This is a genomic window from Pararhizobium mangrovi (genome assembly GCF_006516965.1).
GTDB classification, from domain to species: Bacteria; Pseudomonadota; Alphaproteobacteria; order Rhizobiales; family Rhizobiaceae; genus Pararhizobium_B; species Pararhizobium_B mangrovi.
This window is the reverse complement of the sequence record NZ_VHLH01000013.1, coordinates 66,600-92,656: the sequence shown is the minus strand read 5'-3', so window position 1 is coordinate 92,656 and position 26,057 is coordinate 66,600. Positions and strand designations below refer to the sequence as shown.

20 protein-coding genes and 1 pseudogene are annotated in these 26,057 nt (G+C 61.9%); 8 read left to right on the top strand and 13 right to left on the bottom strand.

Annotated features, from left to right (window positions below; all coding sequences use genetic code 11):
• The first annotated feature begins 77 nt into the window (after positions 1-77).
• On the top strand, positions 78-1,253 hold the full coding sequence (locus FJU11_RS08520; RefSeq protein ID WP_141166647.1) for a glycosyltransferase family 4 protein: 1,176 nt from the start codon (positions 78-80) through the stop codon (positions 1,251-1,253).
• A gap of 26 nt (positions 1,254-1,279) precedes the next feature.
• Here the strand turns inward: FJU11_RS08520 and FJU11_RS08515 are convergent, their stop codons facing one another.
• A complete protein-coding gene (locus FJU11_RS08515; protein ID WP_141166614.1) occupies positions 1,280-3,535 on the bottom strand; it encodes a GumC family protein in 2,256 nt (751 codons plus the stop codon).
• A 542-nt stretch (positions 3,536-4,077) separates the two neighbouring features.
• Here FJU11_RS08515 and FJU11_RS08510 point away from each other — a divergent pair.
• The 4 genes from FJU11_RS08510 (at position 4,078) to FJU11_RS08495 (ending at position 9,018) form a co-directional block, all read left to right on the top strand.
• A complete protein-coding gene (locus tag FJU11_RS08510; protein ID WP_181408104.1) occupies positions 4,078-4,953 on the top strand; it encodes a sensor histidine kinase in 876 nt (291 codons plus the stop codon).
• Positions 4,954-4,960: 7 nt separating this feature from the next.
• The gene (locus FJU11_RS08505; RefSeq protein ID WP_181408103.1) at positions 4,961-5,668 is read left to right on the top strand and encodes a response regulator transcription factor; all 708 of its coding nucleotides are present in this window, start codon (positions 4,961-4,963) and stop codon (positions 5,666-5,668) included.
• A 33-nt stretch (positions 5,669-5,701) separates the two neighbouring features.
• On the top strand, positions 5,702-6,823 hold the full coding sequence (locus tag FJU11_RS08500) for a glycosyltransferase family 4 protein (RefSeq protein WP_181408102.1): 1,122 nt from the start codon (positions 5,702-5,704) through the stop codon (positions 6,821-6,823).
• Positions 6,824-7,071: 248 nt separating this feature from the next.
• Positions 7,072-9,018, top strand: coding sequence for a DUF4838 domain-containing protein (locus FJU11_RS08495; protein ID WP_181408101.1), 1,947 nt, complete (start codon positions 7,072-7,074; stop codon positions 9,016-9,018).
• Between the two features lie 85 nt (positions 9,019-9,103).
• On the opposite strand, the gene FJU11_RS08490 is transcribed toward FJU11_RS08495, so the two are convergent.
• The 11 genes and pseudogenes from FJU11_RS08490 to rfbF form a co-directional block, all read right to left on the bottom strand.
• The gene (locus FJU11_RS08490; RefSeq protein WP_141166609.1) at positions 9,104-10,237 is read right to left on the bottom strand and encodes a glycosyltransferase family 4 protein; all 1,134 of its coding nucleotides are present in this window, start codon (positions 10,235-10,237) and stop codon (positions 9,104-9,106) included.
• 15 nt (positions 10,238-10,252) lie between these two features.
• Positions 10,253-11,062: a YdcF family protein gene (locus tag FJU11_RS08485; protein ID WP_141166608.1), complete on the bottom strand. Its 810-nt coding sequence runs from the start codon at positions 11,060-11,062 to the stop codon at positions 10,253-10,255.
• A gap of 117 nt (positions 11,063-11,179) precedes the next feature.
• Positions 11,180-12,289 carry a glycosyltransferase gene (locus FJU11_RS08480; protein WP_328591721.1) on the bottom strand — a complete coding sequence of 370 codons (1,110 nt, stop codon included), beginning with the start codon at positions 12,287-12,289 and terminating at the stop codon, positions 11,180-11,182.
• A 171-nt stretch (positions 12,290-12,460) separates the two neighbouring features.
• A pseudogene (locus tag FJU11_RS08475) lies at positions 12,461-13,450 on the bottom strand (NAD-dependent epimerase/dehydratase family protein); the annotation flags it as partial.
• A 104-nt stretch (positions 13,451-13,554) separates the two neighbouring features.
• Entirely contained in the window at positions 13,555-13,983 is a 429-nt protein-coding gene (locus tag FJU11_RS08470) for a GtrA family protein (protein WP_141166606.1), read from the bottom strand.
• 1 nt (position 13,984) lies between these two features.
• Positions 13,985-14,974, bottom strand: coding sequence for a glycosyltransferase family 2 protein (locus FJU11_RS08465; RefSeq protein WP_141166605.1), 990 nt, complete (start codon positions 14,972-14,974; stop codon positions 13,985-13,987).
• Entirely contained in the window at positions 14,971-15,984 is a 1,014-nt protein-coding gene (locus FJU11_RS08460; RefSeq protein ID WP_141166604.1) for an NAD-dependent epimerase/dehydratase family protein, read from the bottom strand. The genes FJU11_RS08465 and FJU11_RS08460 overlap by 4 nt, the downstream gene beginning before the upstream one ends.
• 54 nt (positions 15,985-16,038) lie before the next feature.
• Entirely contained in the window at positions 16,039-17,295 is a 1,257-nt protein-coding gene (locus FJU11_RS08455; RefSeq protein ID WP_268935192.1) for a class I SAM-dependent methyltransferase, read from the bottom strand.
• Positions 17,292-18,545 (bottom strand): DegT/DnrJ/EryC1/StrS family aminotransferase, encoded by a 1,254-nt coding sequence (locus FJU11_RS08450; RefSeq protein WP_141166602.1) that lies wholly within the window; start codon positions 18,543-18,545, stop codon positions 17,292-17,294. The genes FJU11_RS08455 and FJU11_RS08450 overlap by 4 nt, the downstream gene beginning before the upstream one ends.
• Complete coding sequence (gene rfbG / locus FJU11_RS08445) at positions 18,536-19,717, bottom strand: CDP-glucose 4,6-dehydratase (protein ID WP_141166601.1); 1,182 nt, start codon at positions 19,715-19,717, stop codon at positions 18,536-18,538. Before rfbG ends, FJU11_RS08450 begins: the two co-directional genes overlap by 10 nt.
• A 3-nt stretch (positions 19,718-19,720) precedes the next feature.
• Positions 19,721-20,542, bottom strand: a complete 822-nt coding sequence (gene rfbF / locus FJU11_RS08440; protein ID WP_141166600.1) for a glucose-1-phosphate cytidylyltransferase — start codon at positions 20,540-20,542, stop codon at positions 19,721-19,723.
• A 291-nt stretch (positions 20,543-20,833) separates the two neighbouring features.
• On the opposite strand from rfbF, the gene FJU11_RS08435 reads away from it, so the two are divergent.
• From FJU11_RS08435 to FJU11_RS08425, 3 genes are all read left to right on the top strand, one after another.
• A complete protein-coding gene (locus FJU11_RS08435) occupies positions 20,834-22,426 on the top strand; it encodes a hypothetical protein (protein WP_141166599.1) in 1,593 nt (530 codons plus the stop codon).
• Between the two features lie 88 nt (positions 22,427-22,514).
• Complete coding sequence (locus FJU11_RS08430; RefSeq protein ID WP_235890922.1) at positions 22,515-23,417, top strand: class I SAM-dependent methyltransferase; 903 nt, start codon at positions 22,515-22,517, stop codon at positions 23,415-23,417.
• Positions 23,414-24,628, top strand: a complete 1,215-nt coding sequence (locus tag FJU11_RS08425) for an O-antigen ligase family protein (RefSeq protein ID WP_141166598.1) — start codon at positions 23,414-23,416, stop codon at positions 24,626-24,628. Before FJU11_RS08430 ends, FJU11_RS08425 begins: the two co-directional genes overlap by 4 nt.
• Before the next feature lie 117 nt (positions 24,629-24,745).
• Here FJU11_RS08425 and FJU11_RS08420 read toward each other — a convergent pair whose 3' ends face one another.
• Complete coding sequence (locus FJU11_RS08420; protein WP_141166597.1) at positions 24,746-26,056, bottom strand: TRAP transporter large permease; 1,311 nt, start codon at positions 26,054-26,056, stop codon at positions 24,746-24,748.
• Position 26,057: the final 1 nt, after the last annotated feature.

Below are 26,057 nucleotides of genomic sequence, written 5' to 3'. Positions count from 1 at the left end.
CGATACTGCTCACCTGTCTTACTCTTGAACCGCGGAAAGCAGCAGGAAGATATACTGGAGGAGAAGCGGTGCGCCGAATGCCGTACAGTCGATCGGAAAGTCGTCGAGGCAAAAGCAGAATTGCCGTTATTTCGAGCTATACGATCTCGCTGACGAACTTTCGTTATCGTTTGCTTGCAGCGATGGTCGAGCGCGGTTACGAGGTCGTCGCGTTCGGTCCGGAATACGATCCCGCCGTCGTCGACAGGCTCGACCACATCGGCGTCACGTTCATGCAGATTCCGATGGAAAGGGCCGGCTTCAATCCGTTCACGGATATCCGGACGCTTCTCGGACTGTACGTCGCCCTGCGCCGCGTCAAGCCCGATATCGTGCTGAGCTACACAATGAAGCCGATCATCTACGGCCTCATGGCCGCCCGCATGGCCGGCATTTCGCAGCGCCATGCCCTCGTTACCGGCCTCGGTTACGTCTTCGGGAGCGGTGCCGACACATGGCGTCGGCGCCTGCTCCGCAAAGTGGCAAGCACGCTCTACCGCATCGCGCTGGCCGGTACGGGAAAGGTCTTCGTGTACAACGGTGCCGACGAGCACGACATTCGCGCCGACCGCATGGTCGCGGACACCACGCGGATCGTTCGCGTCGCCGGTTCCGGCGTGGACCTGAAGGAGTTTCCATCCGAACCGGTCCCGCAAGGCCCTGTCGCGTTTTTGATGGTTGCCCGCCTTCTCAGGGACAAGGGCGTCTTCGAGTTTGCGGACGCCGCACGACGATTGCATCGCGACTTTCCACACGCACGATTTCAGCTTCTCGGGCGATCCGATCCCGGTCCGTCCGGCATCGGGGCGAACGATATCGAAGAGTGGCGCCAGAACGGGCCGATCGACTATCTCGGCGAGACCGACGACGTGCGCCCGTATCTTTCCGCCGCGGCCGTCTTCGTCCTGCCGTCGTACTATCGGGAAGGCATCCCGCGCAGCATTCTCGAAGCCATGGCGGTCGGGCGCCCCATCATCACCACCGATCTTCCAGGATGCCGCGATACCGTCGTCGAGGGAGACAACGGCTTTCTGGTCCCGCCGCGCGATGCCGACGAACTGACCGTCGCAATGAAGCGCTTCCTGACCGACCCCGGCTTGGCCGCTGAGATGGGAGCGCGCTCGCGAGCGCTTGCCGAGGAGCGTTTCGACGTCGAAGCCGTCAATCGTGTCCTGCTCGACGCCATGGCGATTTCGCCAGCGAGGGGTAGCTGAAGCTTCCGAATGCGTTGCCCTGAAGATCATGCTGCACTCCCGCGTGCGTCCACCTGCCCATAGCGGCGGCCAAGGAACCGGCGTCGACGCTTGGCGAAGGGTGAAAGCCGATCGTCTACGCCGGTCATGGCGGTGCCGATGAGCGGCGCATGACTGGCGCGCAGACTGGCGGCGGCACTGGACAGTTCGCCGACCGTCGTCTTTCGAAAGCGAACGAGCAGGATTGCGGCATCGACGATGGGAGAGAGCCAGTTGCCGTCGTTGACGAGAAGGACGGGCGCGCAGTTGACGACGATCAGATCGTAGTTCGCCTGCAACTGCTCGATCAGCGAGCGCATCTCCTCGAAGCTCGACGTGTAGCCGAGAGGATCGAGCGACGAGTTCAGCCGGAAGAGTGACAGCCCCGGGATATTCTCCGGCGTCGACGATGCTTCCTGGAGATCGCACCTTCCCGCAAGCACGTCTTCGATACCGAGTGGCGATGCCTTGCCAGTTCGTGGAAGCGAGCCCGATTGTTCGACGTCGAGGTCGAGGTAAGCCGTCTTCCTGCCATCGACTGCCGCAGCACAGGCAAGACCGAAGCCACATTCGAGAGATTGCCTGCACGGCATGGGCGAGGTGACGAGAACGACGGGTCCCGTGCCGGAAAGCTGCGTGCGGCAGGCAAGGTAAAGCGATCGGAACGCTTCGGTATGAACCGTCGGCCGCCTGCGGGCGAACGCCTCGGCGATACCGGTGCGCCCCGGTGGCCGCAGGTTCGTACGGGGCAGACTGCCGAGATCGGGAAGGTTCACGAGACGCCGTGCCTGATCGCCCGACCGCAGCCTCTTGTCGCAAACTTCGAGCAGAAGCGCCGAGATGAGGGCGAGTATGGCAATTCCGACCGCGCTGAAGACGACGATCCGTCTGCGGTGGGGAAAGGAGGCCTGGTTCGGCGTGATTGCCGTCGAGACGATGCGAGCGTTCGCCCCGGTGAGCTTGGCGAACGGATCGAGTTTGCCGACCTGGCTGGCGATGACGTTGTAGAGGTTCTGGTTCATGACCAGATTGCGCTGCAGGTTCTCCAGACGGATGGCGGCAAGGCTTCTGTCCTGAAGGGCGCTGTGCAGATCGGAAAGCTGGCTTTCAAGGCGATGGACACGGTCGGCCGCGACCTTCTCCTGTGCCGAAAGATCGTCGAGGACGTGCCGCAGTTCGTTGTGTATCATGCCGTCCACGCTGGTGATCTGGGCGGCGACGCGACGGACTTTCGGATGGTTGGCGCCGTAGTCCGTCTCGAACTGCGCCTTTTCCCGTTCGAGTTCGGATCTTTGCGCGCGCAACGATGTCAGGAGCGCGGAACTGAGATTGGTTCCGTCGAGCGACGTATCTCCGGCCATCACCGCGCGCCCTTGATTTTGTTGCGCGTCGAGATCGGCCAACGAAACACGGGCGGTCGTCAACTGCGTGTTCATGCTGTCGATGCGTTGGCGGATCAGGTCGTCGCGCGCCTCGACCGGAAGGTCGTTGTTGCGTGCGAAGTTCGATATCGCCTGTTGGTCCCGGGTGATCGTAGATGCCAACGCGCGGTTGTGCGCCTGTAGGAAGCCGATGACGTTTTCGAGGTCTTCCTTCTTGTGCTCCTGCGTCGCCGAAATGTAATTCTGCGCGAGGGAATTCGCGATCCGGGCGGAGAGTGCCGGATCCTGCGTCGTCGCGCTCAGCGATATCGCGAGGCTTTCGTCGTTACGCGAAATGTCGATATGGGACAGCAGCGCGGTGATCGCCGTATCCTGGCCGGATTGCTGCTCCGTACCGCCATCGGACAAAGGCCCCATGAAGGTCTTCACGAAGGCTTTCGACCGGGCGATCAGGCGATCGACAACGCCGTCGGGAGCCTGTGTGATGGGATTGCCGCTGAATTCCGGATTCTGGGTCAGATGGAGTTCGTCCACGACCCGTGCCGCGAGCTTTCTGGACGTCAGGATATCGATCTCGGTTTCGACCGCGGATCGCGTACGCTGATTGGCCTGAACGCCGGAGACTTCCTGCATCACCTGGCTGTTGCCGTCTTCGAGCACGATGACGGCCGTCGCTGTATAACGGTCGTGCAGGCCGAGGACGGTAAGGCATACGGCAAGAACGCCGACGACGATGAAGGACGCGATGAAGAAACGCCGCGATCGCAGCAGTCTGAGGATGTCGACGAGTCCGATCGCACCCGTCGGGTTCGTTTGCGGACCCAGCATCTGGTCGGCGTAGTGAACCTCGGAGGGGAGTTTTCCCGCGACCGTGGTGTCCATCGCTACAGATCCGCCCGGCGGGCCGCGGCGTGCATGCACCCTTCGTCCCGCTGCCCGACGCCGCCGGCGTAGCCTATGACAGGGTGCGATCCGACGACGGCACTGTGCACCCGCGGCGTCGCGGGACGATGCATGCCGAAAAGGCGGACAGCATCCATGAATAGTCTCCCGTCTCAGTCTATCCCATTACAGATCAAGAGATTTTCAGTGATCGAGGGAAAAGCTAGCAGCAGATGCGGGAGCGCTGAAGGATGAAAATCCTGACGCCATTTTGACGAGAAACCCGACTAAGTGTCTCTGCCGACTTCAATACACCACCGACGAATTTTCGCGGCGGATGAAGCGGACTCGATTCTCGGAGAAGTTTGAAACGCTAATTTATACTTGCAGTAATTAGCAAAATGTGCTTATTTAGAACTAACTTTATATAAAAAAGAAGAATATTCAGTTAGAAAGCGGGCCGCAAGCTTACGCATCGGACTTGGCGATAGTGCCGAAGAAAAATTACGACGAGTATCTGGAGCGGTATGGAGGGCTTAACGGTGCTTGGGTCTTTCTTTTCAATGCGCGATGATAATTCTGCCGACGACAAGTTGTTGCTAACGTTGGCAGCTTCGTTCCACACGACGGACGTTGATGATGATTATGGACGGCGCCGATCGGCGAGTTCGTCCATGGGGAATATCTATTCGAACATATCCTATCGGTGGGGGAACGAAGAAACGGATGGTCCGCTGGATGAATGCGTTGCCGACGAGCAGGCAGCGCCCGACACTTCCCTGAACCAGGCTTGCGCCCGCCTGGCGCGAGACCTCCACGATCAGGCGGGCCAATACCTCGTGGCGGCATCGTTTCAGCTCGCCGCGATCGAGCGGAGAGTGTCGGACGAGACGCTGCTTTCCTCGCTTGCCGATCTCAGGTCGACGCTCGACCGTTTCAGTGGCGAAATCAGCGACCTTGCTCGGGGCAGGCAACTGAAGGTCGCGAACAGGCTCAACCTTCATCGTCTTCTTTTGGACCTGCTGAAGCAGTGGCAGAAAAGGACGGATATCACCGTCCTCCTCGACGTCGATCGATCGCGCTGCATTTCGATCACCGACCGGATCGCGGAAACGATCTTTCGCGTTGTCCAGGAAGCGCTGACCAATGTCGCCAAGCATGCGTCCGACGCGAGCTATGTGCGCATTTCGCTTTCGCAAAAGGACGATCATATCATCCTCGCCATCGAGGATGACGGACCGGGATTGAGCGACCGGCCGGTGGTACAGCGTTACCGGCGCGCCGGTAGCGGCCTGCTCGGCATGCGCGAGAGGGCGAAAGAGATAGGCGGCCAGCTTCGGGTCTTCGGGGAGCTCGGCAAGGGAACGCGGCTAAGCTTCGTTTTTCCTGCACCCACCCCGAAACATGAGGAGGGCTAGGGGCGCGATGACCTTCCACATTCGAGCGATCATCGTCGACGACCATCCGGTCGTCGCCGCCGGCGTTCGCGCGCTTCTCGAAACGTCCGACGATATCGAATGCGTCGGCGTGGCCGAAACCGCAGCGGCCGGCATGGCGCTTGCATCCGAATGCTCTCCGGATGTCGCCATCCTCGACGTTTCCCTACCAGATATGAGCGGCTTCGAACTTGCCAGATGGATGCTGAAGCACCACGCCGGCATCGAGATCGTCATGATGACGCTGTTGCACGGCAGAGCCTATGTCGAACAGGCGCTTCAACTCGGCGCGAAGGGCTTCATCCAGAAGCGATCGGCGGGACAGAACCTCCTCAATGCGGTGCGTTCGGCGGCCATCGGCAGCGTTTACCTCGATCCGCCGAGTGCCCATGTTCTTCAACCGAACCCCGACGCAAAGGGAAAGAACGGCACCGCCGGCCAATTGACGAGGCGCGAGGAAAACGTGCTGCGGATGGTCGCGCTTGGATATGGCAACAAGGAGATCGCCTGGCGACTGCGCGTCAGCATCAAGTCGATCGAAACCTACAAGGCCCGCGCAACCGAGAAGCTTCAATTGCGATCGAGGGCGGAGATCGTCCGGTTCGGCGTCACCAGCGGCTGGTTCGAATTCGTCGAGGTGGACCAGGAGACGCTGGAGGATGCGGACAGGGAGTTCGTCGAACCGGGCGGTGATTGACGTCCCGCGCCGCGTTGCATGGGAGGCGAAACCATGAGGATCGCGTTTGTCGTGGCTGGCCTCGGCGCTGGTGGCGCGGAAAAGATCGTCAACATCGTCGCCCATCACCGACAGGATCAGGGCGACGAGATCCATGTTCTTGCGATCAACGCGAACGATTCAGCCTCGTTCTTCCCGTATGATCCGGGTATCGCCGTCGAGGCCTTGAGCCCTGCTTGCGGTCGAAGCGGCATGACCCTGCGCCGCCTCTTCGCCCTGCGCCGGCGTCTGCAGATCCTGAAACCCGATCTGGTCGTCTCATTTCTGACGAAGGTGAACGTCCTGACGAGCCTCGCCTCGACAGGGCTTCCGCATGCCCTCATCGCTTCGGAACGCAACAACCGGGCGCGCCAGCCCATGAACCTCGTATGGCGCGTCCTTTTCGCCGGTGCGCTTCGCCGCTCCTCCGTCCTCGTCATGCAGACGGAAAGCGCGGCTCGGGATCTGCCGAAAATCCTGCGGCGCCGTTCGGTGACGATACCCAATCTCGTTTTCCCCGTAGAGGGAGAGTTCGTCCGCAAACCGGGAACCCCTCCGCGCATCGTAGCGGTCGGTCGTCTCGACCGTCAGAAGGGGTTCGACCTGCTGCTTCACGCATTCGCCCGCGTGCGAAGCGATCTCGATACGGTTTCGCTCACGATCTTCGGCGAAGGGCCGGAACGCGACAAGCTGGAAGAACTCGTCGGGCACCTTCAGCTGCGTCACTGCGTCGAACTGCCGGGCGTCTCGGCGTCACCGGGTGGGTGGCTTCGCCCGGGCGATATCTATGTCCTGAGCTCGCGGTTCGAGGGGTTCCCCAATGCGCTGCTCGAGGCCCTGTCGGCGGGAATGGCGACCATCTCGTTCGATTGCCCGTGGGGGCCGGCCGAAATCGTCAGCGACGAGAAGGACGGTATTCTCGTCGGTGCGGAGGATGTCGGCGGTCTCGCGCGTGCCCTGCAGCGGCTCGCAACCGACGACGCCCTTCGCGAACGCCTCGCCGCGGCCGGTCCGGGGGTAGCAGCGCGGTTTGCACCGGCCATTCTGCTCGACAAGTGGGATGCTGCGATTTCCCGTTCGGTGGAAATTCATCGGCGCTTGGCTGCGCATGTCATCGAAATGGGCGCCATCCGATAAGCGAGTACGACGATGGTGCTGCGCTCCGGTGATGTCAGGTAATACCGAAGCACGGGCTAACCCGACTTGAGATCGCTCGACATCGTCTGTGTGATGCCTGTGGCGCGGTGGCTGGAGGCAGCCTTGGAACCAGCGCGCCGCCCGCCATCCGATCGAACCGGATGGCGGGCCTTGCCTCCGACCGGCGCCGGCAAGTTCGGAAGAACTTCCGATCGCCGGTTCCAGTGCGTTGGCTCGGAAGGACAGTCATGAAATCGCTCTTCTCGCGACGTCAGTTCGGGCTCCTTACCGCCAGCGTCATGATCCCATTCGCAACAGGCAGCCGGAAAGCGCGTGCGAGCGGCGCCGTAACCATCATCGCCGATGACGCCGTCGCCGCCACGATCGTCGTGCCGAAAGAAAGGCTCCCGTCCGTTTCCTATGCTGCGAAGGAACTGGCCTGGCATCTCGGGAAAGCGACGTCGTCTTCCGCCGTCGTCATCGGCGAAGACGTACTTCATGCGCATGATGCGAGCCGGCCGATGATCTATCTCGGTCGTACGCGGTTCGCGATCGACCACCGCGTCGATACAGACGCATGCCCCCCCGAGGGATGCATCATTCGCACGATCGGCAAGGATCTGTGCATAGCCGGTGTCGACCATGGGGGAGATCCGCTGGACGAGGACACGTCGGCGGGAACGCTCTTCGGCGTCTATGAACTGCTGGAAACGTATCTCGGCGTTCGGTGGCTTTGGCCCGGCGAACTCGGCACCTTCGTTCCTTCGAAAGGCCGCTGGGTGATCGATCCGATCGACCGGATCTGCGTTCCGAAACTGATGATGCGGCATGTCCGTTTCGGGGCGAAGATGAAAAGCGAAACGCACCCCGAGCTGGGCTTTTCCGCCTCGGCGGAGAAAGCGTATTCCCGGGCGCAGGCCGTCTACATGCGTCGCCATCGCCTCGGCCGCCGTTACAGGTTGAATTACGGTCACGCGTTCACCGACTGGTGGAAGAAATACGGAAAAGCGCACCCGGAATGGTTCCAGCTTGTCGACGGACGACGCGGGCCCACCAAACGCGGCGGTCGCTATTCCATGTGCATCTCCAACCCGGTTCTGCATCGAAAGATCGTCGAACGCGCCGATCTTCGCCGTTATGCCGGTGCCCTAAGCGTCGTCAATGCGGTCGAAAACGACATACCCGGCCTGTGTCAGTGTAACGTATGTCGCGCCCTCGACGGGCCGGAGCCGGCCGATTACCGGAATTTCGTTTCCCCCGGTTCGAAGATCGCCGACCTGCCGGTCGTCACCGATCGATATGCCCGTTCCTGGTTGGCGATCCAGCGCGTGGCTGCCCGGGAAAACCCCAAGGCAACGGTTATCGGATACGCCTATTTCAATTATTTCGCGGCGCCGAGCCCCTCGGTAAAATTGAACGAGAACGTCCTTGTCGGATTCTGTCCTTCCTCCTGGTTCTATCCGAGAACGAGCGCCGAACAGGCGTGGATGAAGCAGCAATGGAACGGCTGGGCGGCGACCGGCGCACGCATCTTCATGCGCACGAACTATTTTTTGGACGGGTACTGCATGCCCTTCGTTTTCGCCCACCAGTTCGCAGACGATTTCCGGAACGCGGCACTGAACGGGCTCGTCGGTACGGATTTCGATTCCCTCACCGGTCAATGGGCGACACAGGGCCCCACGCTTTATCTGATGATGTGCCTGCAAACCCGGCCGTCGACCCCTGCCGACGTGATCCTCGACGAGTACTATTCGTGCTTCGGGGCGGCGGCGGATCACATCAGAGCATACTTTTCATATTGGGAAACATACACTGCGCGCTATCGCGACAGCATCGATGCGCTCTTCGAGGAACGCCGTGCGTCTCGCTGGGGCAGTTTTGCGAAAGCGGCGGATCTCGTTTTTCCCGAGACCTGTTTCGCTCCGGCCGAGCATTTTCTGGATAGCGCCGAACAAGCTGCCGCTGACGACGCGGAAGCATCCGAGCGGGTCTCGTTCCTGCGTTTGGGCCTCGAGCATGCGAGGCTCTGCGTGCAGGCGGCCCGGGCGCTGGCACCGGTTGGAGCGATCGGCATTTCCATACCCGATAGCGATGCGCTCAAGAAGCTGATCGCCTTTCGAAGGTCGCACGAGACGACCTGGATCTCCAACTTCAACCACTGCGCATGGGTCGAAGAGCAGAGTTGGTTCTGATCGCCCAGGCCACGCATCCTGGCGAAGAGGGGAACGCCGGACGAGGGCGCGGAAAGGCTCCGGCGAGATCGTTCGCGGGTATCGATCATCGATATCCTCTTATCCGGACGGTTTCCCGCATGATCGCTTCGAGCTGGCGCGCGAGTGCGTCGAAACGGAAATCGCCGACGCGCGCGTAGCCGTAGTCCACGAGGTCCTTGCGAACGGACGGGTTGTCGATGATCTGCACCACGACCCGCGAGATGTCGGCCGGGTCGCTCGGATCGAAGTACCGTCCGCGACACTGCGTTATCTCGGTAAACGCCGGTATCGCGCTCAGGGCCATCGGCGTTCCCGCGGCCATCGCTTCGAGGATCGGAATGCCGAACCCTTCGTATGTCGAAGGCATGACGAATACGGAAGCGGCTCGATAGAGTTCGCGAAGTCCGGCTTCTCCGATGTTTTCGAAGATCGTCACGTCGTCCGCTACGCGACATCGCGCGATCGCCGCGAGCAATTCGTGACGAGCGCCGTTATCGCGTCCGACGATGGCCAGCTTGACCGACCGTTTCGCCAGCCGCAGCCTTGCGACGGCCTCGACGAGGGCGGGGAAATTCTTTCGCTGCTCCAGATGACCGACACTCAGGATCAACGGTACGCGATCCACCGCTGCGACGCCTCCTGGCGGGGCGTCCGGCCGATGCATTTCCGGTATCGATGCTGGTGCGTCGACACCGTTATAGACCACCTCGACGCGCATCTGCGGCATGAAGGCCAGTATCTCCTCTCGTATCGCCTGGGAAACCGTGATGATGCATGCCGCGCGGGCGAAGGCCTTTCGAAGGAAAAGGGCGTAGGCGGAACGGACAAGCAGCGGTCGCTCCGGCTGCAACCGTCGAAGGTCGTGAACGGTGAGGATGCTGGGGCAACAGTCGGCGGTGTCGACAAGCGGCAGGTTGAACCCGTTATAGAGATCGAGCCGATCCCCGGCGATCATCCCGTGAAGGTGACGACCGGCGCCGAGGGCACCTCTCTTCACGCCGCTTTTCAGGCAGGTCTTTCGCACCATCACATTCGAAGCGTCGGCAAACCATGTGCTCACGGCGAAGTTGCGCGACTCGTAGATGACGAATTCGATATCGGGGCATTGCCGTATCAATGCGCCGTAGAGGCCGCGAAAACGCTGGTTCGCCCCCGAGGGACGTGCGTCGAAACAGGTTCCGTTGAGCCCGATCCGCACCGCGCACTTCCCTGCTCAGCACGTCGGGCAGGGCTTGGGGCCCGGGAAGAAAGCGCTCGTCCGTCCACTCTGCCGATATGCGAACAACCCTATCCATTCCTTTACGGCAAGGGTGAACGAGGGAATGTTGTCGGTCGGCCCTGCGAGCTCGATCCGCAGGCTCTCCTCGCCGCCCGTGCGATAGTCCACGGGCCACGGCAAAACCGGTACGCCGACGGCGCGAAACGCACCGATGGCCCGAGGCATATGGTATGCCGACGTGACGAGAAGCCATTGGCCGCTCGGCGCATTCTCGACGAGCGTCTTGCTGTAGGCGGCATTCTGCGCGGTGTTTTGCGACCTCGTGTCGAGAAGGATTCTCGACGGATCGATATCGAATGCTGCAAAGAATCGTTTCCCCGCCACGGCCGAGCCCTCTTCATCCGAACCGATAGAGCCGACGCCGCCGGAAATAATGATCTTCCACGACGGATGCAGCATGGCGAGCCGCAAGGCTTCGACGAAGCGATCGCCGGCACCGTTGAGCTCGTAGTCGTGCCGCGCCTTGCTCACGAGGCCGTCGTTGCCACCGCCCAGCACGATGATCCCGACAACGTTCTGCGGGTTGTCCGGCCGGTGGAAGCGGTTTTCCAACGGCTGAAGCATCAGGCTGCCGATATTGGTGTAACAGCCGATGAACAGGATCGCGCAGGCCAGAAGGGAAACCATGCCGGCCAGCGCAGTTCGATGACGGAACGCCGAAACGCAGCTCAGCAGGACGAGGAAAAATACCAGGCTCAAAGGTTGGGCAAAATTCCAGAACAGTTTCGACAGAACGAAGAACATGATGATCGATGTCCGATACGAGAACGATCGAAAGGCCCGCGCGACAGAGGGTCTGTTCCGATTGCCACGCCGGACGGAATGCTGCCGACATGGTCGCACGCTCGAGTGCCATGGTCGTCATGTCGCCAGACCTATCGCAACCGGTCGCGGCGACATGAAGTCGTGATAGGCACGTATGGCGCGCTCGATCGAATAAAGGTGCTCGATCCGCTTGCGGGCGGCGGTGCTGAGGGTCGCGTATCGTTCGGTAGAAAGGTCCAGCAGGTCCCGCATTGCCTTCGCGAGATCCTTCGGGCGGGCGGGGGGTACGATGAAACCCGTATCGCCGACGACGAAGGCTGCGTCTCCGACGTCCGTACTGATGGCGGGCTTGCCGTAGCTCATGGCCTCGGCGACGACATTGGGAAAGCCCTCCGTGCGCGAAGACAGGGCCAGCGCGTCGATCTCGCGGTAGAAGCACGCCATGTCGGTGATGTTTCCCCTCAGGTCTATCACCTCCATGGGCAAACCGTTCAGGTCGAGAAGTGCGCGTATGGCGGCATTGTCCGCCGTCATGCCGTCGCCGACCGCGATGAAACGAACCGTCGGGAAGCTGCGGTGAACACGTGCTGCAGCTTCGAAAAAGGTCGGGTAATCCTTCTGTTTGTGGAAGCGACCCGCAATCCCGATGATACGGGGCTTCTCGGCGATGACGACATTCCCCGGGGCACGGACGAAGCCGTTGGGAATGACCGACATATGGGCGTTGGAAAAGCCGTAGGCGCGATGCAGGTCGAGCGCGCGCGACGAATTGAAGATGATCCCGTCGGCACGCTTCGACAGACGACGCGATAGGCGAAGTGCGGCATGGGTGTTCCAGGTAAGTGCATCCGGATCGTCGAGCGACTGCCGAACGTTCCAGAATACCGGGACGGTGTTCGAAGCGAGCCGAGTGGCGCATTGTCCGACGATCATCGCGTGGTAGAGCCAGCACATCACGGCGTCGGGTCGCTCGTAAACGATGAGCCGCGACAGCGTATGGACCGCGCGAACCATGCCGAGCCTGGATCTTACCTTCAACGGCCGTATGGTAGCTGCACCGCTGCTTTCCAGATGCAGGTGCCGTTCGGCGACATCCATCAGGGGGACGATCGTAGCTGTCTCGCTGCCATGGCTGACGAGACGCGAAAGCATCATCTCCGCGCCGCCGCAGCCCATCATGTTGGTAATGACGTGCATGACATGCATATCGATTTCCACGAACTGAAATCGGGGTCGCGAAGGCGTGGTCCGGCAGGATCGCCCATCATCCTATTGCAGGGTCCTGGAATCGCTCGAACCCCTCGGCTTGAAGGGGAGATTGGCTGCCGGGAGATCGCCGTCGGATCGTCCTGCGTTCCCGTGGTCGAAATAATCGCGATGCCAGTCCACGAACGCCTCTATGCCGCGCTCCAACCGGGTCGAGGGCACGTATCCGGTAAGGTGGCGCAGAAGCTGGAAATCGGCGGCCGTTTCCGCCATGTCGCCTTTCTGCATGGCGAGGAAGTTGCACCTGGCCTTTCGACCGAGCGCCTTCTCGGTGGCGTCGATGAAGTCGATCAGGCCGATCGGCTTGCCGCCGGCGATGTTGACGATGCGCCACGGAGCGACCGGCGAGAGCGTATCGCGGATGGTTGCGTCTCCGGCCGGCCGGCCTTCGACCGGAACCGATGGGACCAACCGGACGATCGCCTCGACGAGGTCGTCGACATAGGTGAAGTCGCGTCGCATCCGTCCGTTGCCGTAGACGTCTATGGGCCTGTCGCCGAGTATCGCGTCGACGAACTTGAACAAGGCCATATCCGGCCGTCCCCACGGCCCGTAGACGGTGAAGAAGCGCAGGATCGTCGTCGGCATCTTCCATAGATGGGCATAGGAATGGGACATGGCCTCCATGCCGCGTTTGGTCGCTGCGTAGAGCGTGATCGGATGATCGGTATGGTCGCCCTCGCAGTACGGCAGGCTGTCGTTGGCACCGTAGACGGACGAGGTAGAGGCAAGAAGCAGGTGGGTTACGCCGCATTTGCGTGCGGCTTCGAGCAGGTTGAAGGAACCCGTCAGATTGGCGCTGACATAGGCCGAGGGGTTTTCGAGACTGTATCGCACGCCGGCCTGCGCGGCGAGATGAATGACGACGTCCGGAGCGGCCCGTTCCATCGCCTTCTCGAGGCAGGCCATGTCTTCAAGTTGCCCGACGACGGGTTTGAAACCCCGCGAGTTCTCCAGGAGGGCGTGCCGCGCCGTCTTGAGCGTGACGTCGTAATAGGGCGTCAGCGCATCGTACCCCGTTACATGGTGGCCGTCGTCCAACAGTCGCCGTGCGACGTGGAATCCGATGAAGCCCGCGGAACCTGTCACGAAGAAACGCATTCGATGATCCTCTCGCTATGAACGAGCTGCAGAGCAGGCTCTTCCCAGCGACCCGACCCGACGTCGCCGTTCTTCGGACGCCAATACGAGCCAGTCGGAAGGGGTCACATCCATTGCGTCCGCCGCCCTGCCGGCTTCGCATCGGCGCCTGCGAAAACCCAATTGCGTGCAATCAGATAGTTCCAGACGAAAACGATGGGGACGCTCGTAAGCTTGGCGACCGGCGCCGGAGCGAAGCGCACGAAGGCGGTCACGAGGAACGTCGAGATCACCAGGCCGGTCAGCGTCGAAAGGACGAATTTTAGCGCGCGGACGCGATCGCCGCGCACGCCGAAGGTCCAGTTGCGATTGAGGTGGTAGCTCGCAGCGATGCCGCAGGAGTAGGAGATCGTGTTCGCGAGTGCCGTTGGCAGCGATGCGGCGTGAAGGCTCGTGAAGAGCAGGAAGTCGAGCGCCGTCGTGACGACACCGACGGCTGCAAAACGTGCAACGGGCAATTTCGTGAAAGCGCGAATGCTGCCGAGGGTCGACATCCTACGATGTCTCGCGCTTTGCAGGCGTCGGATGGACGAGACGTATGTCGTCGTTCAACGCTTTCTCGATGATCGTTACCGGCCAGCCCTTCGATTGCATGAAGATGCGGCCGACATACTCGCCGATGATCCCGAGGAACATGGCATTGAGCATGATCGACAGTAGGATGAGCACCGTCGTCGTCGCAAAGCCCGCCGGCCAGTCCTGCCCGAAGAAGAGCTTTCCGACGAAATAGCCGGCGAAGAGAACGAGCGTGCACGTACCGACGAGGAAGCTCGCGAGCGAGGCGAGCCTGAGCGGGATCAGCGAATGGTTGAGCAGACCGTCGACGGCCAGAGAAACCATTGCCTTCAGCGGAAACTTGCTGATGCCCGCGATCCGAGCCTGGCGATCGTACTCGAAGCCGACCTGGGAGAAGCCCATGGCGCTGATCAGCCCGCGCAGATAGGGCGAGGTGTCGCTGACCTGTTGCAGGATGTCGAGGATCTTGCGGTCGACGAGGCGGAATTCGCCGACATTGACGGGCAGGTCATCCGTGCTGATGAAACGGATAAGGCGATAGAAGAGGCGGCGGGCGATCTGCGTCAGGCGTCCGTCCGTGAGGCCGCGTCGGATACCGTAGACGACTTCGTGGCCTTCGCGCCAGCGATCGAGCATCGCCGGAATGAGGGACGGCGGATCCTGGAGATCGCAGTCGATCTGGATGGAACACTCGCCCGTCGCCGCCTTGTAGGCGGCAAGCAGGGAGCGTTGGTAGCCGACGTTCCGGCTGAACCGGATGACGCGTACGCGAGGATCGGTTTGCGCGATCTCGCGCAGGATGGCGAAGGTCCGGTCCGTCGAATGGTTGTCCGTGAAGATGATTTCGTATTCGTAGCCGGTCAGGTTGGCGAAGACGTCGGCGATCGCCTCGTAGGCGCGCCGTACATTGGCTTCTTCGTTGAAGGCCGGCACCAGCACCGACACCTTTGAAGTACCGGTTTCGCTCATGACGCGGCCTCCGACTGCCGGTTCACTGCATTTCGGCTCACTGGTCTCGCGAAAGCGTCGGAGACGGCGAGCCGCTTACGGTTGCGGTGCCAACCGATCGTCGCCGCGATTCCGTCCGCAAGCGATATGCCGGCCTGCCATCCAAGCAGGTCCAGTGCCCGTTGCGCATGACCGTGAAGGGTAGGGGCTCCGGTTGGCGCGTTGCTCTGTCCGTATTCGACGAGCCTTGGATCGGCACCGGTTCCGGCGATAACGAATTCGGCCACCTCGCGCATCGTCGGGGCGGTTCCACTCGCGATGTTGACGATCGTGCCGGGCGCAAGGGGTGTCGTCGCCATACGCAGCAATGCCGAAACAACGTCCGCAACGTGGAGAAGATCGCGCCGGTCGTCGGGACGGCGCACGATGCATCGATGTCCATCGAGACACTCTTCGATGAGCCACGGCACGAAGAAATCGAGCGATTGACCCGGGCCGTACACGAGAGCGAGGCGAGCCGCCACAACTGCGAACGGCAGGGACGGCTGCACGGCGTCGATGTAGCGCGTGGTGGCCATCAGTCTCCTGCCGTAGGGCGTGACCGGGGCCTCCCGATCCGTTTCGATGGAAGGCCTCGCCGCTGCGCCGTATTCGGCAAGCGAACCGGTGCGCACGATCCTGGCAGGGGGACGCTTCGCCGCCATCGCACCTGCAAACAGGGCGTTCAGGATGGCGAGATCGTCGTGAAGCAGTCCAGCCGTCTCGTCGAAGTCCGCACCGTGGAACTGGCGGGTGCGCGCGGCCAGATGGAAGATGATATGGGGCTCGACAGTCGTCATGCACCGGCGAATGGCGTCGGTGTCGCGAAGGTCGAAATGGTGCCGTGAGATCCGTCTGCTCAATCGGGAAATGCGTTGGTCGGAGCGTGTGGAGCGCACGATGGCATGGACTTCATAGCCTGCGTCCAGACAGGCCGTCGTCAGATGGGATCCGATAAATCCGGCGGCACCGGTGATCAGGACACGCGGCATGAGAACTCTTTCGAATATCTACGCGGGTTCGGCCGGGCCATGATCCGCTGTTTCTCAGGCGGAAACGGCGGCATGCGGCATTCGCTCGGCCCCGACGAGGACCGGTTCCGGGAGCGGCACGAGGAACAGTCCTCCTTGCTCGGCGAAATCGCTTTCCTGCGCGCGTATCTCGTCGAAGAAGTTCCATGCCAGCACCAGGAGTATGTCCGGCCTGTCCTGCCGTAGTGCTTCCGGCGAGCGGATGGGAATTTTCATTCCGGGCGAATGAAGGCCCTGCTTCAACGGATTGCGGTCGACCAGATAATCGAGCGTCTCTGCACCGATTCCGAAAAAATTCAAAAGGGTATTGCCTTTGGCAGGTGCTCCGTATCCGGCGATGCGCAAGTTTTCGCCCTTGAGGTCTGCCAGCATTTTCAGGAGATCGTCGCGAATGCGTTCCACGCGTTCGGCGAAGGCAGAATAGGTTTCGAAGTCCCGCATGCCGGCCTTCTCTTCCTCTTCGAGCATTTCGGCGACGATGGGGGCGGCGCTTGCCGGTGCGCGCTTCAGGAAGACCCGCATGGAGCCGCCATGAACACGCATGCGATGAACGTCGGTAACGACGAGGTCGAAGAATTCTCCGAGGCGCGCGAGGGAGAGAAGGCTGAATTCCGAAACGTGTTCGTGATAGATCGTGTCGAATTCGTTCTTCTCGATCAGTTCCTTGGCCTGCGGCACTTCTATGACGAACACGCCGTCGTCCGCGAGCCACCGCGAGACACCCGCCATGAAATCATGAAGGTCGCCGATATGGTTGAAGGTGTTCGTCGTCACGATCACCTTCGCAGGGCCATACTGCTTCACGAGGTCGGCTGCCGAACCGGCGGTAAAATATCCGACGGAAACCTCGACATTGCGCGTGCGGGCAATCTCGGCCAGGTTTTCCGCGGGGTCGACGCCGACGGTCCTGGCGCCAAGCCGGTTGCAGGCCGAAAGCAGAAGTCCGTCGTTGCAGCCGATATCGACGATCAGGCCGGAACCCGCCTCTGCGTTCAGCACGTCGGCGAGGCCGGCAAAATGGTCGTGCATCGTCGAGGCGCTGGACGGCACGTAGAGATAGTGTTCGAAAAAGCCTTCGGGTACATGATCGGCAACCTGGATGAGGCCGCAATCGAGGCAGATCTGCGTATCGAGCGGGTAGGTCGGCTGACTATTCTCGATGTCCTCCGGTCGTACGAAGCCGTTGGCCGGCGGGTGGTTTCCCATGGCTAGGAAAAGTCGAGGGTCGGGGGCCAGGCAGGCACGGCATTGGCTGAGACGTGTCACGATCATATTCCTGCAGAGGTTGAAGAGGTCGAGGCTGACTTCGGGGAAACATCGCGCGTGCTTTGCGGGACCGATCTGGCGACGAAATCGCTGAAGACCTCGTGCATGTAATCGATCTGGTTCCCGCGAAGGCCGTGGTGGCAGGCAAGGAGTATTCCGCCCTGCATCACGCTGTCGGCAACGGGATAGCCGGACGGCGACTTCCGGCAGACGACGTCGCGCATGGCGGGTTGTCTCAGGATGTTGCCTGTGAAGACCGGCCGCGTCTGGATGTCGTGTCGTTCCAGAAACGTCTGCATCTGACGTCGTGTGAACGGTGCATCCGCTCGGATGGTCAAGGGAAACGCGAGCCATCCGGTGCGCGCGCCCGGCAACTCCCGCGGTAGGACGAACATGTCCTCGTAGTCCGCGAAGAAGGCGTACTGCGCATCGAAATTGCGACGACGGGCGGCGATATTCGCCTCGAGTTTGTCCAGCTGCACGAGCCCGAAAGCGGCGCCGATTTCGGAGGGTTCTAGATTGTAGCCGAGCGCTTCGAAAACGAATTTGGCATCGTACTCGGTGCCGTCGAGCGTCATGCCGAGACGCTCGTCGATATTCTCGGCATCGGTGAAGAGGGAGGACGTGCGGCCCCAAGAGCGCAGGAGCCTGGCCTTTTCGGCCATGGCGTCGTCGTCGACGCAGATCATGCCACCGTTTCCGGCGGCCGAGATGACGTGCGATCCGTAGAAGCTGGTCGTGCTGATAGCCGAGCGGGTGCCGGTGCTCGTGTCGTCGAGCGTGGCACCGAGGGTGTCGGCGCTGTCCTCGACGACGAGCAGCCCCCGTTCTTCGCCGATTGCCCGAATGCGATCCCAGTCCGGAAGATTGCCGATCAGCGAAGGTACCATCATGGCCCGGGTGCGCGGGCCGATCATCGCTTCGATGGCATCGACGTCGATGTTGTAGGTGCCGGGCTCGACATCGACGAAGACCGGCACCAGTCCGGAGCGGACGATCGGTGCGACGGTCGTTGCGAATGTCAGTGCCGGCGTGACGATCTCCGAGCCTGCCGGAAGACCGAGCAGTTCGATCGCCAGATAGTTCGCCGACGAACCCGAATTGACCATGATGCCGTGGGACTTTGCGAACAGCTCGGCGATACGCTCCTCCATCGTGCGTACGGCGCGACCCATCTGGGTCGACCGGCGCATGGTTTCCACGACGGCCTCGATCTCCGCTTCGCCATAGACGCACTCGCCGTAGTTCACCCGCATGCTGCCAGCTCCGTAATTGCCCGACTTTCCGTAAGCGTCTCGTCTTCGTGCGTTGGATCTTGGCAGCAGGCGCAGTACCGACCGATCTGCTGCCGGGTGAAATCGAGCATCCGCTCGGGCCGCTGCAGGGCCATGTGATACCAGCCGACGGTCAGGTCGACCGCCTGTTCGAGGGCGAGGGCGGGTTGCCAGCCCAGTTCCACGCGCGCCTTGGTGCTGTCGAGACGAAGCATGTTGGCCTCGTGCACCGTGTGCTTTACCGGGTCGGCGGTATATTCCGGTCCTGGTCCTGGTCCTGGTCCTGGTTCCTGTCCCGGCCACGATCGTCGGACGAGCTCGGCAAGCGTTCCGACATCGATGTCCGCATCGACCGCCGGTCCGAAGTTCCAGCCGCCGGCATATCGGTGTCCCTCTTCGACGAGGGCGGCGGCGAGCATGAGGTAGCCCCGAAGCGGTTCGAGCACGTGCTGCCATGGCCTTACGCTGTGCGGATTGCGGATGCGTGCGGGTTCACGGGTTTCGGCCGAGCGGACGAGGTCGGGTACGATCCGGTCGCGCGACCAGTCGCCGCCGCCGATGACGTTTCCGGCGCGCACGCTCGCCAGCCGGGGTCCGTCCGGATCATGGAAGAAGGACTTGCGGTAGGCCGACGCAATGAGTTCCGTGCACCCCTTGGACGCGCTGTACGGGTCGTGCCCGCCCATCGGGTCCGTCTCGCGGTAGGGCCAGACCCACTCGCGATTGTCGTAGCACTTGTCGCTCGACACCACGACGATGGCGCGCAACGAAGGCATTCTGCGTGCCGCTTCAAGCACGACGGCCGTCCCGACGACGTTCGTCTGAAACGTATCCACCGGGTCGGCATAGGATTTGCGCACCAGCGATTGCGCCGCCATGTGCACGAGGATGTCGAAATCCTCGCCTTCGACGGCCGACGCGAAGTCGCGACGATCTCGTATGTCGGCAATACGCGTGTCGACGACCTGCGCGAGTCCGACGGCGTTCATGAACGAACGATCTTCGGGCGGAAGGCCGATGCCGACGACCCGTGCGCCGAGCTCTGCGAGCCAAAGCGCCATCCATCCGCCCTTGAAGCCGGTACTGCCGGTGAGAAGAACGCGCTTGCCTTCGAGACGCCTTCGCAGATCGTCGATGTGCGCGCCGTATCCCACGACCTATATCCTCGCGCGGATGGAGCCGGTCGCAGGCACGGCCACCGGGGTCTCCGGTGTGAAGACGAGCCACGGGGGCGTGCCGTCTTCGCAAAGGCCATTCAGATGATCGCGATCACGGACCGTATCCATCGGATGCCAGAAGCCGTCGTGCTTGTAGGCGCATAACTGGCCGTCGCGCGCGAGCCTTGCCAGCGGTTCCGCCTCGAGCGGCTGCGAGAGATCGTCGATGTAGTCGATGACGCCGGGCTCGAAGACGAAGAAGCCGCCGTTGATCCAGGTTTCGTTCTTCCGCACCTTTTCCGTGAACTCGACGACCCTGTTGCCTTCGATCTCCAGATTGCCGAAGCGTGCCGGCGGCTGCACGGCGGTAACCGTCGCCAGGCGGCCGTGTGAGCGGTGGAACGCGAGAAGGGCTTCGATATCGATGTTGCCGACGCCGTCCGAGTAGGTGACCATGAACGTGTCGCGACCGAGCCAGTCGCGAAGCGCGAGCAGCCGTCCGCCCGTCATCGTCGCGAGGCCGGTGTCCACGACCGAGACGTTCCAGTCGAGCGGCTTGTTCTGCCGCAGCGTCAGCGCCCCGTCGCTCAGTGCGACGGTGAAGTCGGCCGTCGAGAGATGCAGGCTTTGAAAGTATTTCTTGATCTGCATGCATTTGTAGCCGCCGGCGACGATGAAATCCTGCATGCCCCAATGGCTGTAGATGTCCATCACGTGCATCATGATCGGGCGGTCGCCGACCTCGACCATCGGCTTGGGAATGCGCACGGTTTCCTCGGAAAGTCTCGATCCGAGGCCGCCAGCGAGCAGCACGACTTTCATTCCGTATCCTCCTCGGCCGAGTCCCTGATATCGCGACGTGTTGCCCGGCCAGCTTGGTCGGTACCGGCGGAATGGCTCTTGCGAGAACATCGACGCTCTCTCGCGACCCGTCGACAAACGAGGCGACGAGCGCATTCCGGCCTCGATGATCGTAGAGGCGGATTTCAGCGTTCGTAACGGGGACGAAGCCCTTCGACGGTCAGGTAAAGCCCGTCTTTGTCCCCACCGGACGCGTGAATAGTTCTGTCTTCCTCACGAGTAAGGTTCAGGCAGACTTGAGGGGGCTGTGCATTGTACCAGACGTTGAAGCGCACGGCCGGTCTGACATTCGATCGGGCAGCATGGGCCATCCCGGTCGCTTCGGCGTTGCTGGGCGTATTCGTGTTCGTCCGCCTGATGAACTTCGAACTGCGCCAGGACGAGCAACTTTACGTGCCGCCGGTCGACCTTCTCGATCACCATGCGCTTTATCGCGACTTCTTCTACAATCAGGTGCCCGGCTCGGCCTGGTGGTTCTACGCCGTCAGACATCTGTTCGGCACGCACGATCTGCTGTTGAGCGCCCGTCTCGGCGTTCTTTTCGTCTGGATTGCTCTGGCAGGGGGGATCTGCCTCGTCAGCTACCTTCTCGTGCGGAACTGGCTCTTCGCCTTTTGCGCAGTCGTCCTGACCTGCGCGAACGAGCTGTTCCTGAACCAGACCGGGATGGCGGCGACGAACAACCTGTTGCCGTTGCCGTTTGCCTTGATCGGCACGGGTCTGTTCATCCACGGAGCATGTCGGGGACGGGTTCGACCCCTCGTCCTATTCGTCGCGGGCGTATCCCTTGCGCTTGCCGTCTGCTTCAAGATCAGCGCGGTCGCCTTCGTTCCCGCCGTCGGCATCGCCGCGTTCCTGGTGCCGAAAACGTTGCCGGCGCGCCAGCGTCTTCGCATGGTCGTGGCACCGCTTCTTGTCGGGGGCATCGTCGGCGCCATTCCGATCCTCGTCTATCTCATCGCCGAACCGAAGCTCTTCCTGGCGCATGTGCTCGGGTACCACACCGGGGCGCATATCGGTTATTGGACGGCGCACGGCCAGGAAGGTGGCGGCGTTGCCTTGTCCGCGCTCGCCAAGATCAGGCTTGCCTGGAGCGTCTGGTTCAGTGGTGCGGTGCCGGTCGCCATCGCCGCCGTTCTGGCCCTCGTTTTCGTCCAGCGCCAGTTCGACCGGACCTTTTCGAGGTTGCCCCGCGCGTCGGCCGCGAGCATGGTGCTTGCCGCGAGCACGGTACTCGCCATGGCAGTCGGCTTTCTGCCGACACCCGGCTTCCCACAGTATTATGCCCTCGCACTCGTCAGCTTGCCGCTTGCGCTCGCGCTGGCCTTTTCCGCTCTTGCGCCCTTCGAGCGCCGTCAGGGGTTGGGTGTGCTGGTTGCCGCAACCGTCGTCGTCGTCGTCTGCGCAGTGCCGCGGTTTGCCGAATTTCTGCCATTGACCCTTCATCCGGACAAATGGACGGTAACGAAGGTTCATCGGCACGGCATTGCCATTCGGCAGGCCCTGTCCGAACACGGTCTGAGCGGGAAGATCGCGACGCTTGCGCCCATCTATCCGCTCGAGGCGAGCCTTCCCGTCTATATGGAACTGGCAACCGGTCCCTTCATCTATCGTTCGGCGGAATTCGTCGATCCGGGGATGATCCGATATTATCGGACGACGTCCCCTGCCACCGTCGGCTCCCTGTTCGAAAAGGACCCGCCGGCGGCGTTGTTGCTAGGCTTCGATCCCGTTCTCGAGCGACCGCTGCGCGACTATGCCGTCCGTCACGGCTACGTTCAGGACCCTTCCGTCGACTTCACGGATCGCTACGGGACGGCTCAACTGTTCGTGCGGCCGCAATGATGCGGTCGCGGGCCTGCGAGCGGTATCCGTCGATGCGTCGGTCAAGGCAGGACCGCCGGGCGGGAAGGGGTCGGCGAGGAGGCGAGACGTGCGCAGACTGACTGCGAACCAGTTCTACGCGGACGCCGAAAGCTTCGATCTCGCGAGGGAATGCGACTTCTTCTCCTCGCTGAAGATGCGCAACGGCACTTTCAAGTTCACCCGCGCGTCGAGGTTCGCGAGCCTCGATGGACGAATGGCGCAGTTGCTGCGCGCGCATGCCGGAAACATTCGCGAGGTGCTCGACATCGGTGCCTCCACCGGCGTGACGACCGTGGAACTGGCGGACTTTCTGTCTGGCGAGAAGGTGGACGCGAAGATTACGGCAACCGACCTTTTCGTCGAGGCGCATCTGGTCGCGCTGGGGCCCCATATCCGCGTGCTGGCAGACGGCGAAGGGTGGCCGCTTCAATACGATCTGGCCGGCAGGGCGGTACGGGCCTGGGTTCGACGGCTCGACTATGTCAGCCTCATGTGCCTTCCCCGCCAACTCGCTCGCACGCGGCTGCAGCCATACCTGAGGGGAAAGATAGAAGCGGGGAGAAGCGTACCGGTCCGAATGGAGACGCGGTCCCTCGCCAGCCACGGCATTACGCTCGTCGAGAACGATATCTTCGTTCCAACGACATTCCTTACCGGACGCTTCGACTTCATCCGCGCGGCCAACGTGCTGAACCGGGGATACTTTTCGGACAGACAGATCGAACTGGCGCTGGCGAATATCCGGGCTTACTGCCGCGGGCCGGGAGCGCTGGTGCTCATCATCAGGTCGGGAAGCCGCGACCATGACGGCACCATGTTCGAACTGGACCCCCGCGGCCGGTTCGAACTCCGTGCCCGGATCGGCGAGGGCTCGGAAATCGAGCGCCTCGTTCTGTCGCTTGCGCCGAAGCAAGACACGCTCCGCGCTCGCAGCGAGCATGTGGGCTCGCCTGCGTTCCAACGCCGATGACGACCGGGAAGGCGCCGGTCGGCTCCCGGCTGGAATTCTTCCTTGCTTGCTGCGCCGTCTTTCTCTCGCCGATGAATGTCTTGAGGCTGCCGCTGTTCTATTTCACAGCCGGCGATCTGTTCGCGTGCCTGTGCATCGGCGTCATGCTTCTCAACGGCCGTGTCCGTGTCGCTCCATTCGGTTCGAGCACCGTCCTGTGGACCGGCGGACTGCTTCTCATGGTGGGCATGCTGATGACGAGCAGCGTTTTCGCAGGGTCCACCGGGCGAGCGCTGATCCTGATCATGCAGTACCTCTTCAGCTACCTGCTGCTGCCGATGGTTTTTCTCAATCGGCCTTGGGACGAAACCCGCCGGCTCATGCTCGTCTTCATCGCGGCGATCTCGGTGCTCGTGCTTCACGGCATCCTCGTCGTCGATGTCCTTTACGAGCACGATACCCATTTCGTCAGTGGCAACGGCCGATTGCGTGGTCTCGTGGAACGCGAAAACGAATGCGGGGCTCTCATTTCCCTGACGGTCCCGATGCTGCTGAGCCTGACATTGGCCGGGTCGGTGAAGCCGATCGTCTCGGTCGTGCTGTTGGGTCTCTTCACCTACGGCATCATGCTGACCGGCTCGAATACGGCTCTCTACACCGCCGCTTTCGGTCTGGTGCTCGTGATCGCCGCATCCGTGAGCCTCAAGCGGCTGATCATCGTCGCGACGGCCGCGTGCCTGCTGTTTGGCATGGCCAGCGTGCCCAATGTCTCTTCGATGCTGCCGGGAGCCTTTCGAACGCGCGTCCTCGTCGGGCTTGAAACGGGCGACCTTCAGAATGCCGGCACGTTCGATGGGCGGATGCAGCTCATCAGGGAAGCCGTGGGTCTGGCCGGCAACGCGACGATCATCGGCTACGGTGCGGATCAGTACCGGGTCATCAGCCGGTACAAGGCTCCAGTGCACAACTTCTACCTTCTGATCCTCGATGAAGGCGGTCTCGCCGCGCTGGTCGGCTTCATCGCACTTCTATTCGGCGCGATCCTCGTGGTCATCAACGCTGCACTCAGCGCTGGAGGAACGCTCGCTGCCCTGTGCGGGGGGACGACACTGGCAGTTTACGCCGTGCTCATCACCGCCGTTCCGCATATCTACGGCCGCTTCTGGGCAGTCCCCCTCCTGCTTTCGCTCGCACCCGCCGTCGCCTGTGCCAGGCGCGTCAGGATCGCGTAAGGCGCGGGTCGGCAGCCCTTTGCGGGTCGTAGGGAAGGCGGCATGCGAACGCGACCTCCCCAGTAACAGGAGGGTCCGTGCAATGCGCTTGCGGCGAAGATACTCGCGAACCGAGGTTTACATGAGCCCAGGCAGATAGAGCACGATGCCGGGGACGAGCGCCATGATCCCGATGAGGACGAGATCGCAGGCGAGGAAGGGGGCCGCTGCCGATGCCACTTTCTTCAGTGTGATACCGGGCGGTGCGACGCCCAGCATGACGAACAGGAGAAGGCCGAATGGCGGTGTCGTCTGGCTCATTTCCAGCGCGATGAGCATGAAGATGCCGAACCAGATCGGGTTGATGCCGAGCGCATGTATGAGGGGAAAGAAGATCGGGATCGTGATCAGCATGATCGATACCGGATCCATGAACATGCCCAGTATCAGGAGGCACAGGAAGATCAGGATCAGCACGGACGTCGGAGAGGCCCCGAGCGACGTCGTGAACTGCAACATGCCCGCGCTGGCGCCGGAATAGGCGAGCAACTGGCTGAAGATGCTCGAATTCAGGATGATGAAGAAGACCATGCCGCCGACCTTGATGGTGGACAGCATCGATTTCTTCATGACGTCGAAGGAGAACAGGCGGAAGGCGAATGTCAGGATCAGGACGCCGAGCACGCCGAAGGCAGCCGATTCGGTGGGCGTCGCGATCCCGAGAATGATCAGGCCGATGACCATGAAGACGACGAAGGACATCGGCAGGATATTGATCACCGCGAGCTTCATGGCGGTCGAGAAGGAAACCGGCTCGACCACGTAGTTCGGCGTCGCATCCGGATTGAGCCGGATCTGCGCGGTGATGAGAAGCGTGAAGAGAACGGCGAGGAGCAGGCCGGGTACGATGCCGGCGATCAGGAACCGGCCGACGTCGATGCCGGCCAGCGAGGCCAGGAGCACGCCGAGCGTGGAAGGCGGGATGATCATGGCGAGCCCGCCCGTGCCGAGTATGGGGCCGAGCGACATGCGCCAGTGGTAGCCGCGGCGCTGCATTTCAGGAACCATCAGCGAGCCCAGCATCGCCGTGTTGGCCATGCTCGAACCGGTCAGCGTCGAGAAGATGGTGCCGCCGGCGACCGTGAGGTAGCAAAGCCGGCCGGGAATGCGGCCCAGAAACTTGTCGAGCGTGTCGAACACGCGAATGGCGAGGCCCGAATAGAAGAAGAGCGAGCCCATGAAGATGAAGAAGGGCACCGGGGCGAGCTGAAAGCGCGTGATCAGCGCGGACGAGTTGTCGACCACCTGCAGGAAGGCGCTGGTTCCGCCGATGAAGACGAGGCCGCCGATGAGGTTGGTTGCCATAAAGGCGAAGCCGACGGGAACGGCACAGGCCATGAGAAAGATGACCATGCCGACGAGCAGGGTGAGCGCGTAATACCACTCCATC

Bases quoted from the DNA above. Each gene is read 5' to 3' on its own strand.
- FJU11_RS08520 (WP_141166647.1), top strand. From the start codon at position 78: ATGCCGTACAGTCGATCGGAAAGTCGTCGAGGCAAAAGCAGAATTGCC.
- FJU11_RS08515 (WP_141166614.1), bottom strand. From the start codon at position 3,535: ATGGACACCACGGTCGCGGGAAAACTCCCCTCCGAGGTTCACTACGCC.
- FJU11_RS08505 (WP_181408103.1), top strand. From the start codon at position 4,961: ATGACCTTCCACATTCGAGCGATCATCGTCGACGACCATCCGGTCGTC.
- FJU11_RS08500 (WP_181408102.1), top strand. From the start codon at position 5,702: ATGAGGATCGCGTTTGTCGTGGCTGGCCTCGGCGCTGGTGGCGCGGAA.
- FJU11_RS08495 (WP_181408101.1), top strand. From the start codon at position 7,072: ATGAAATCGCTCTTCTCGCGACGTCAGTTCGGGCTCCTTACCGCCAGC.
- FJU11_RS08485 (WP_141166608.1), bottom strand. From the start codon at position 11,062: ATGTTCTTCGTTCTGTCGAAACTGTTCTGGAATTTTGCCCAACCTTTG.
- FJU11_RS08480 (WP_328591721.1), bottom strand. From the start codon at position 12,289: ATGCATGTCATGCACGTCATTACCAACATGATGGGCTGCGGCGGCGCG.
- FJU11_RS08470 (WP_141166606.1), bottom strand. From the start codon at position 13,983: ATGTCGACCCTCGGCAGCATTCGCGCTTTCACGAAATTGCCCGTTGCA.
- FJU11_RS08465 (WP_141166605.1), bottom strand. From the start codon at position 14,974: ATGAGCGAAACCGGTACTTCAAAGGTGTCGGTGCTGGTGCCGGCCTTC.
- FJU11_RS08460 (WP_141166604.1), bottom strand. From the start codon at position 15,984: ATGCCGCGTGTCCTGATCACCGGTGCCGCCGGATTTATCGGATCCCAT.
- FJU11_RS08455 (WP_268935192.1), bottom strand. From the start codon at position 17,295: ATGATCGTGACACGTCTCAGCCAATGCCGTGCCTGCCTGGCCCCCGAC.
- FJU11_RS08450 (WP_141166602.1), bottom strand. From the start codon at position 18,545: ATGCGGGTGAACTACGGCGAGTGCGTCTATGGCGAAGCGGAGATCGAG.
- rfbF (WP_141166600.1), bottom strand. From the start codon at position 20,542: ATGAAAGTCGTGCTGCTCGCTGGCGGCCTCGGATCGAGACTTTCCGAG.
- FJU11_RS08425 (WP_141166598.1), top strand. From the start codon at position 23,414: ATGACGACCGGGAAGGCGCCGGTCGGCTCCCGGCTGGAATTCTTCCTT.
- FJU11_RS08420 (WP_141166597.1), bottom strand. From the start codon at position 26,056: ATGGAGTGGTATTACGCGCTCACCCTGCTCGTCGGCATGGTCATCTTT.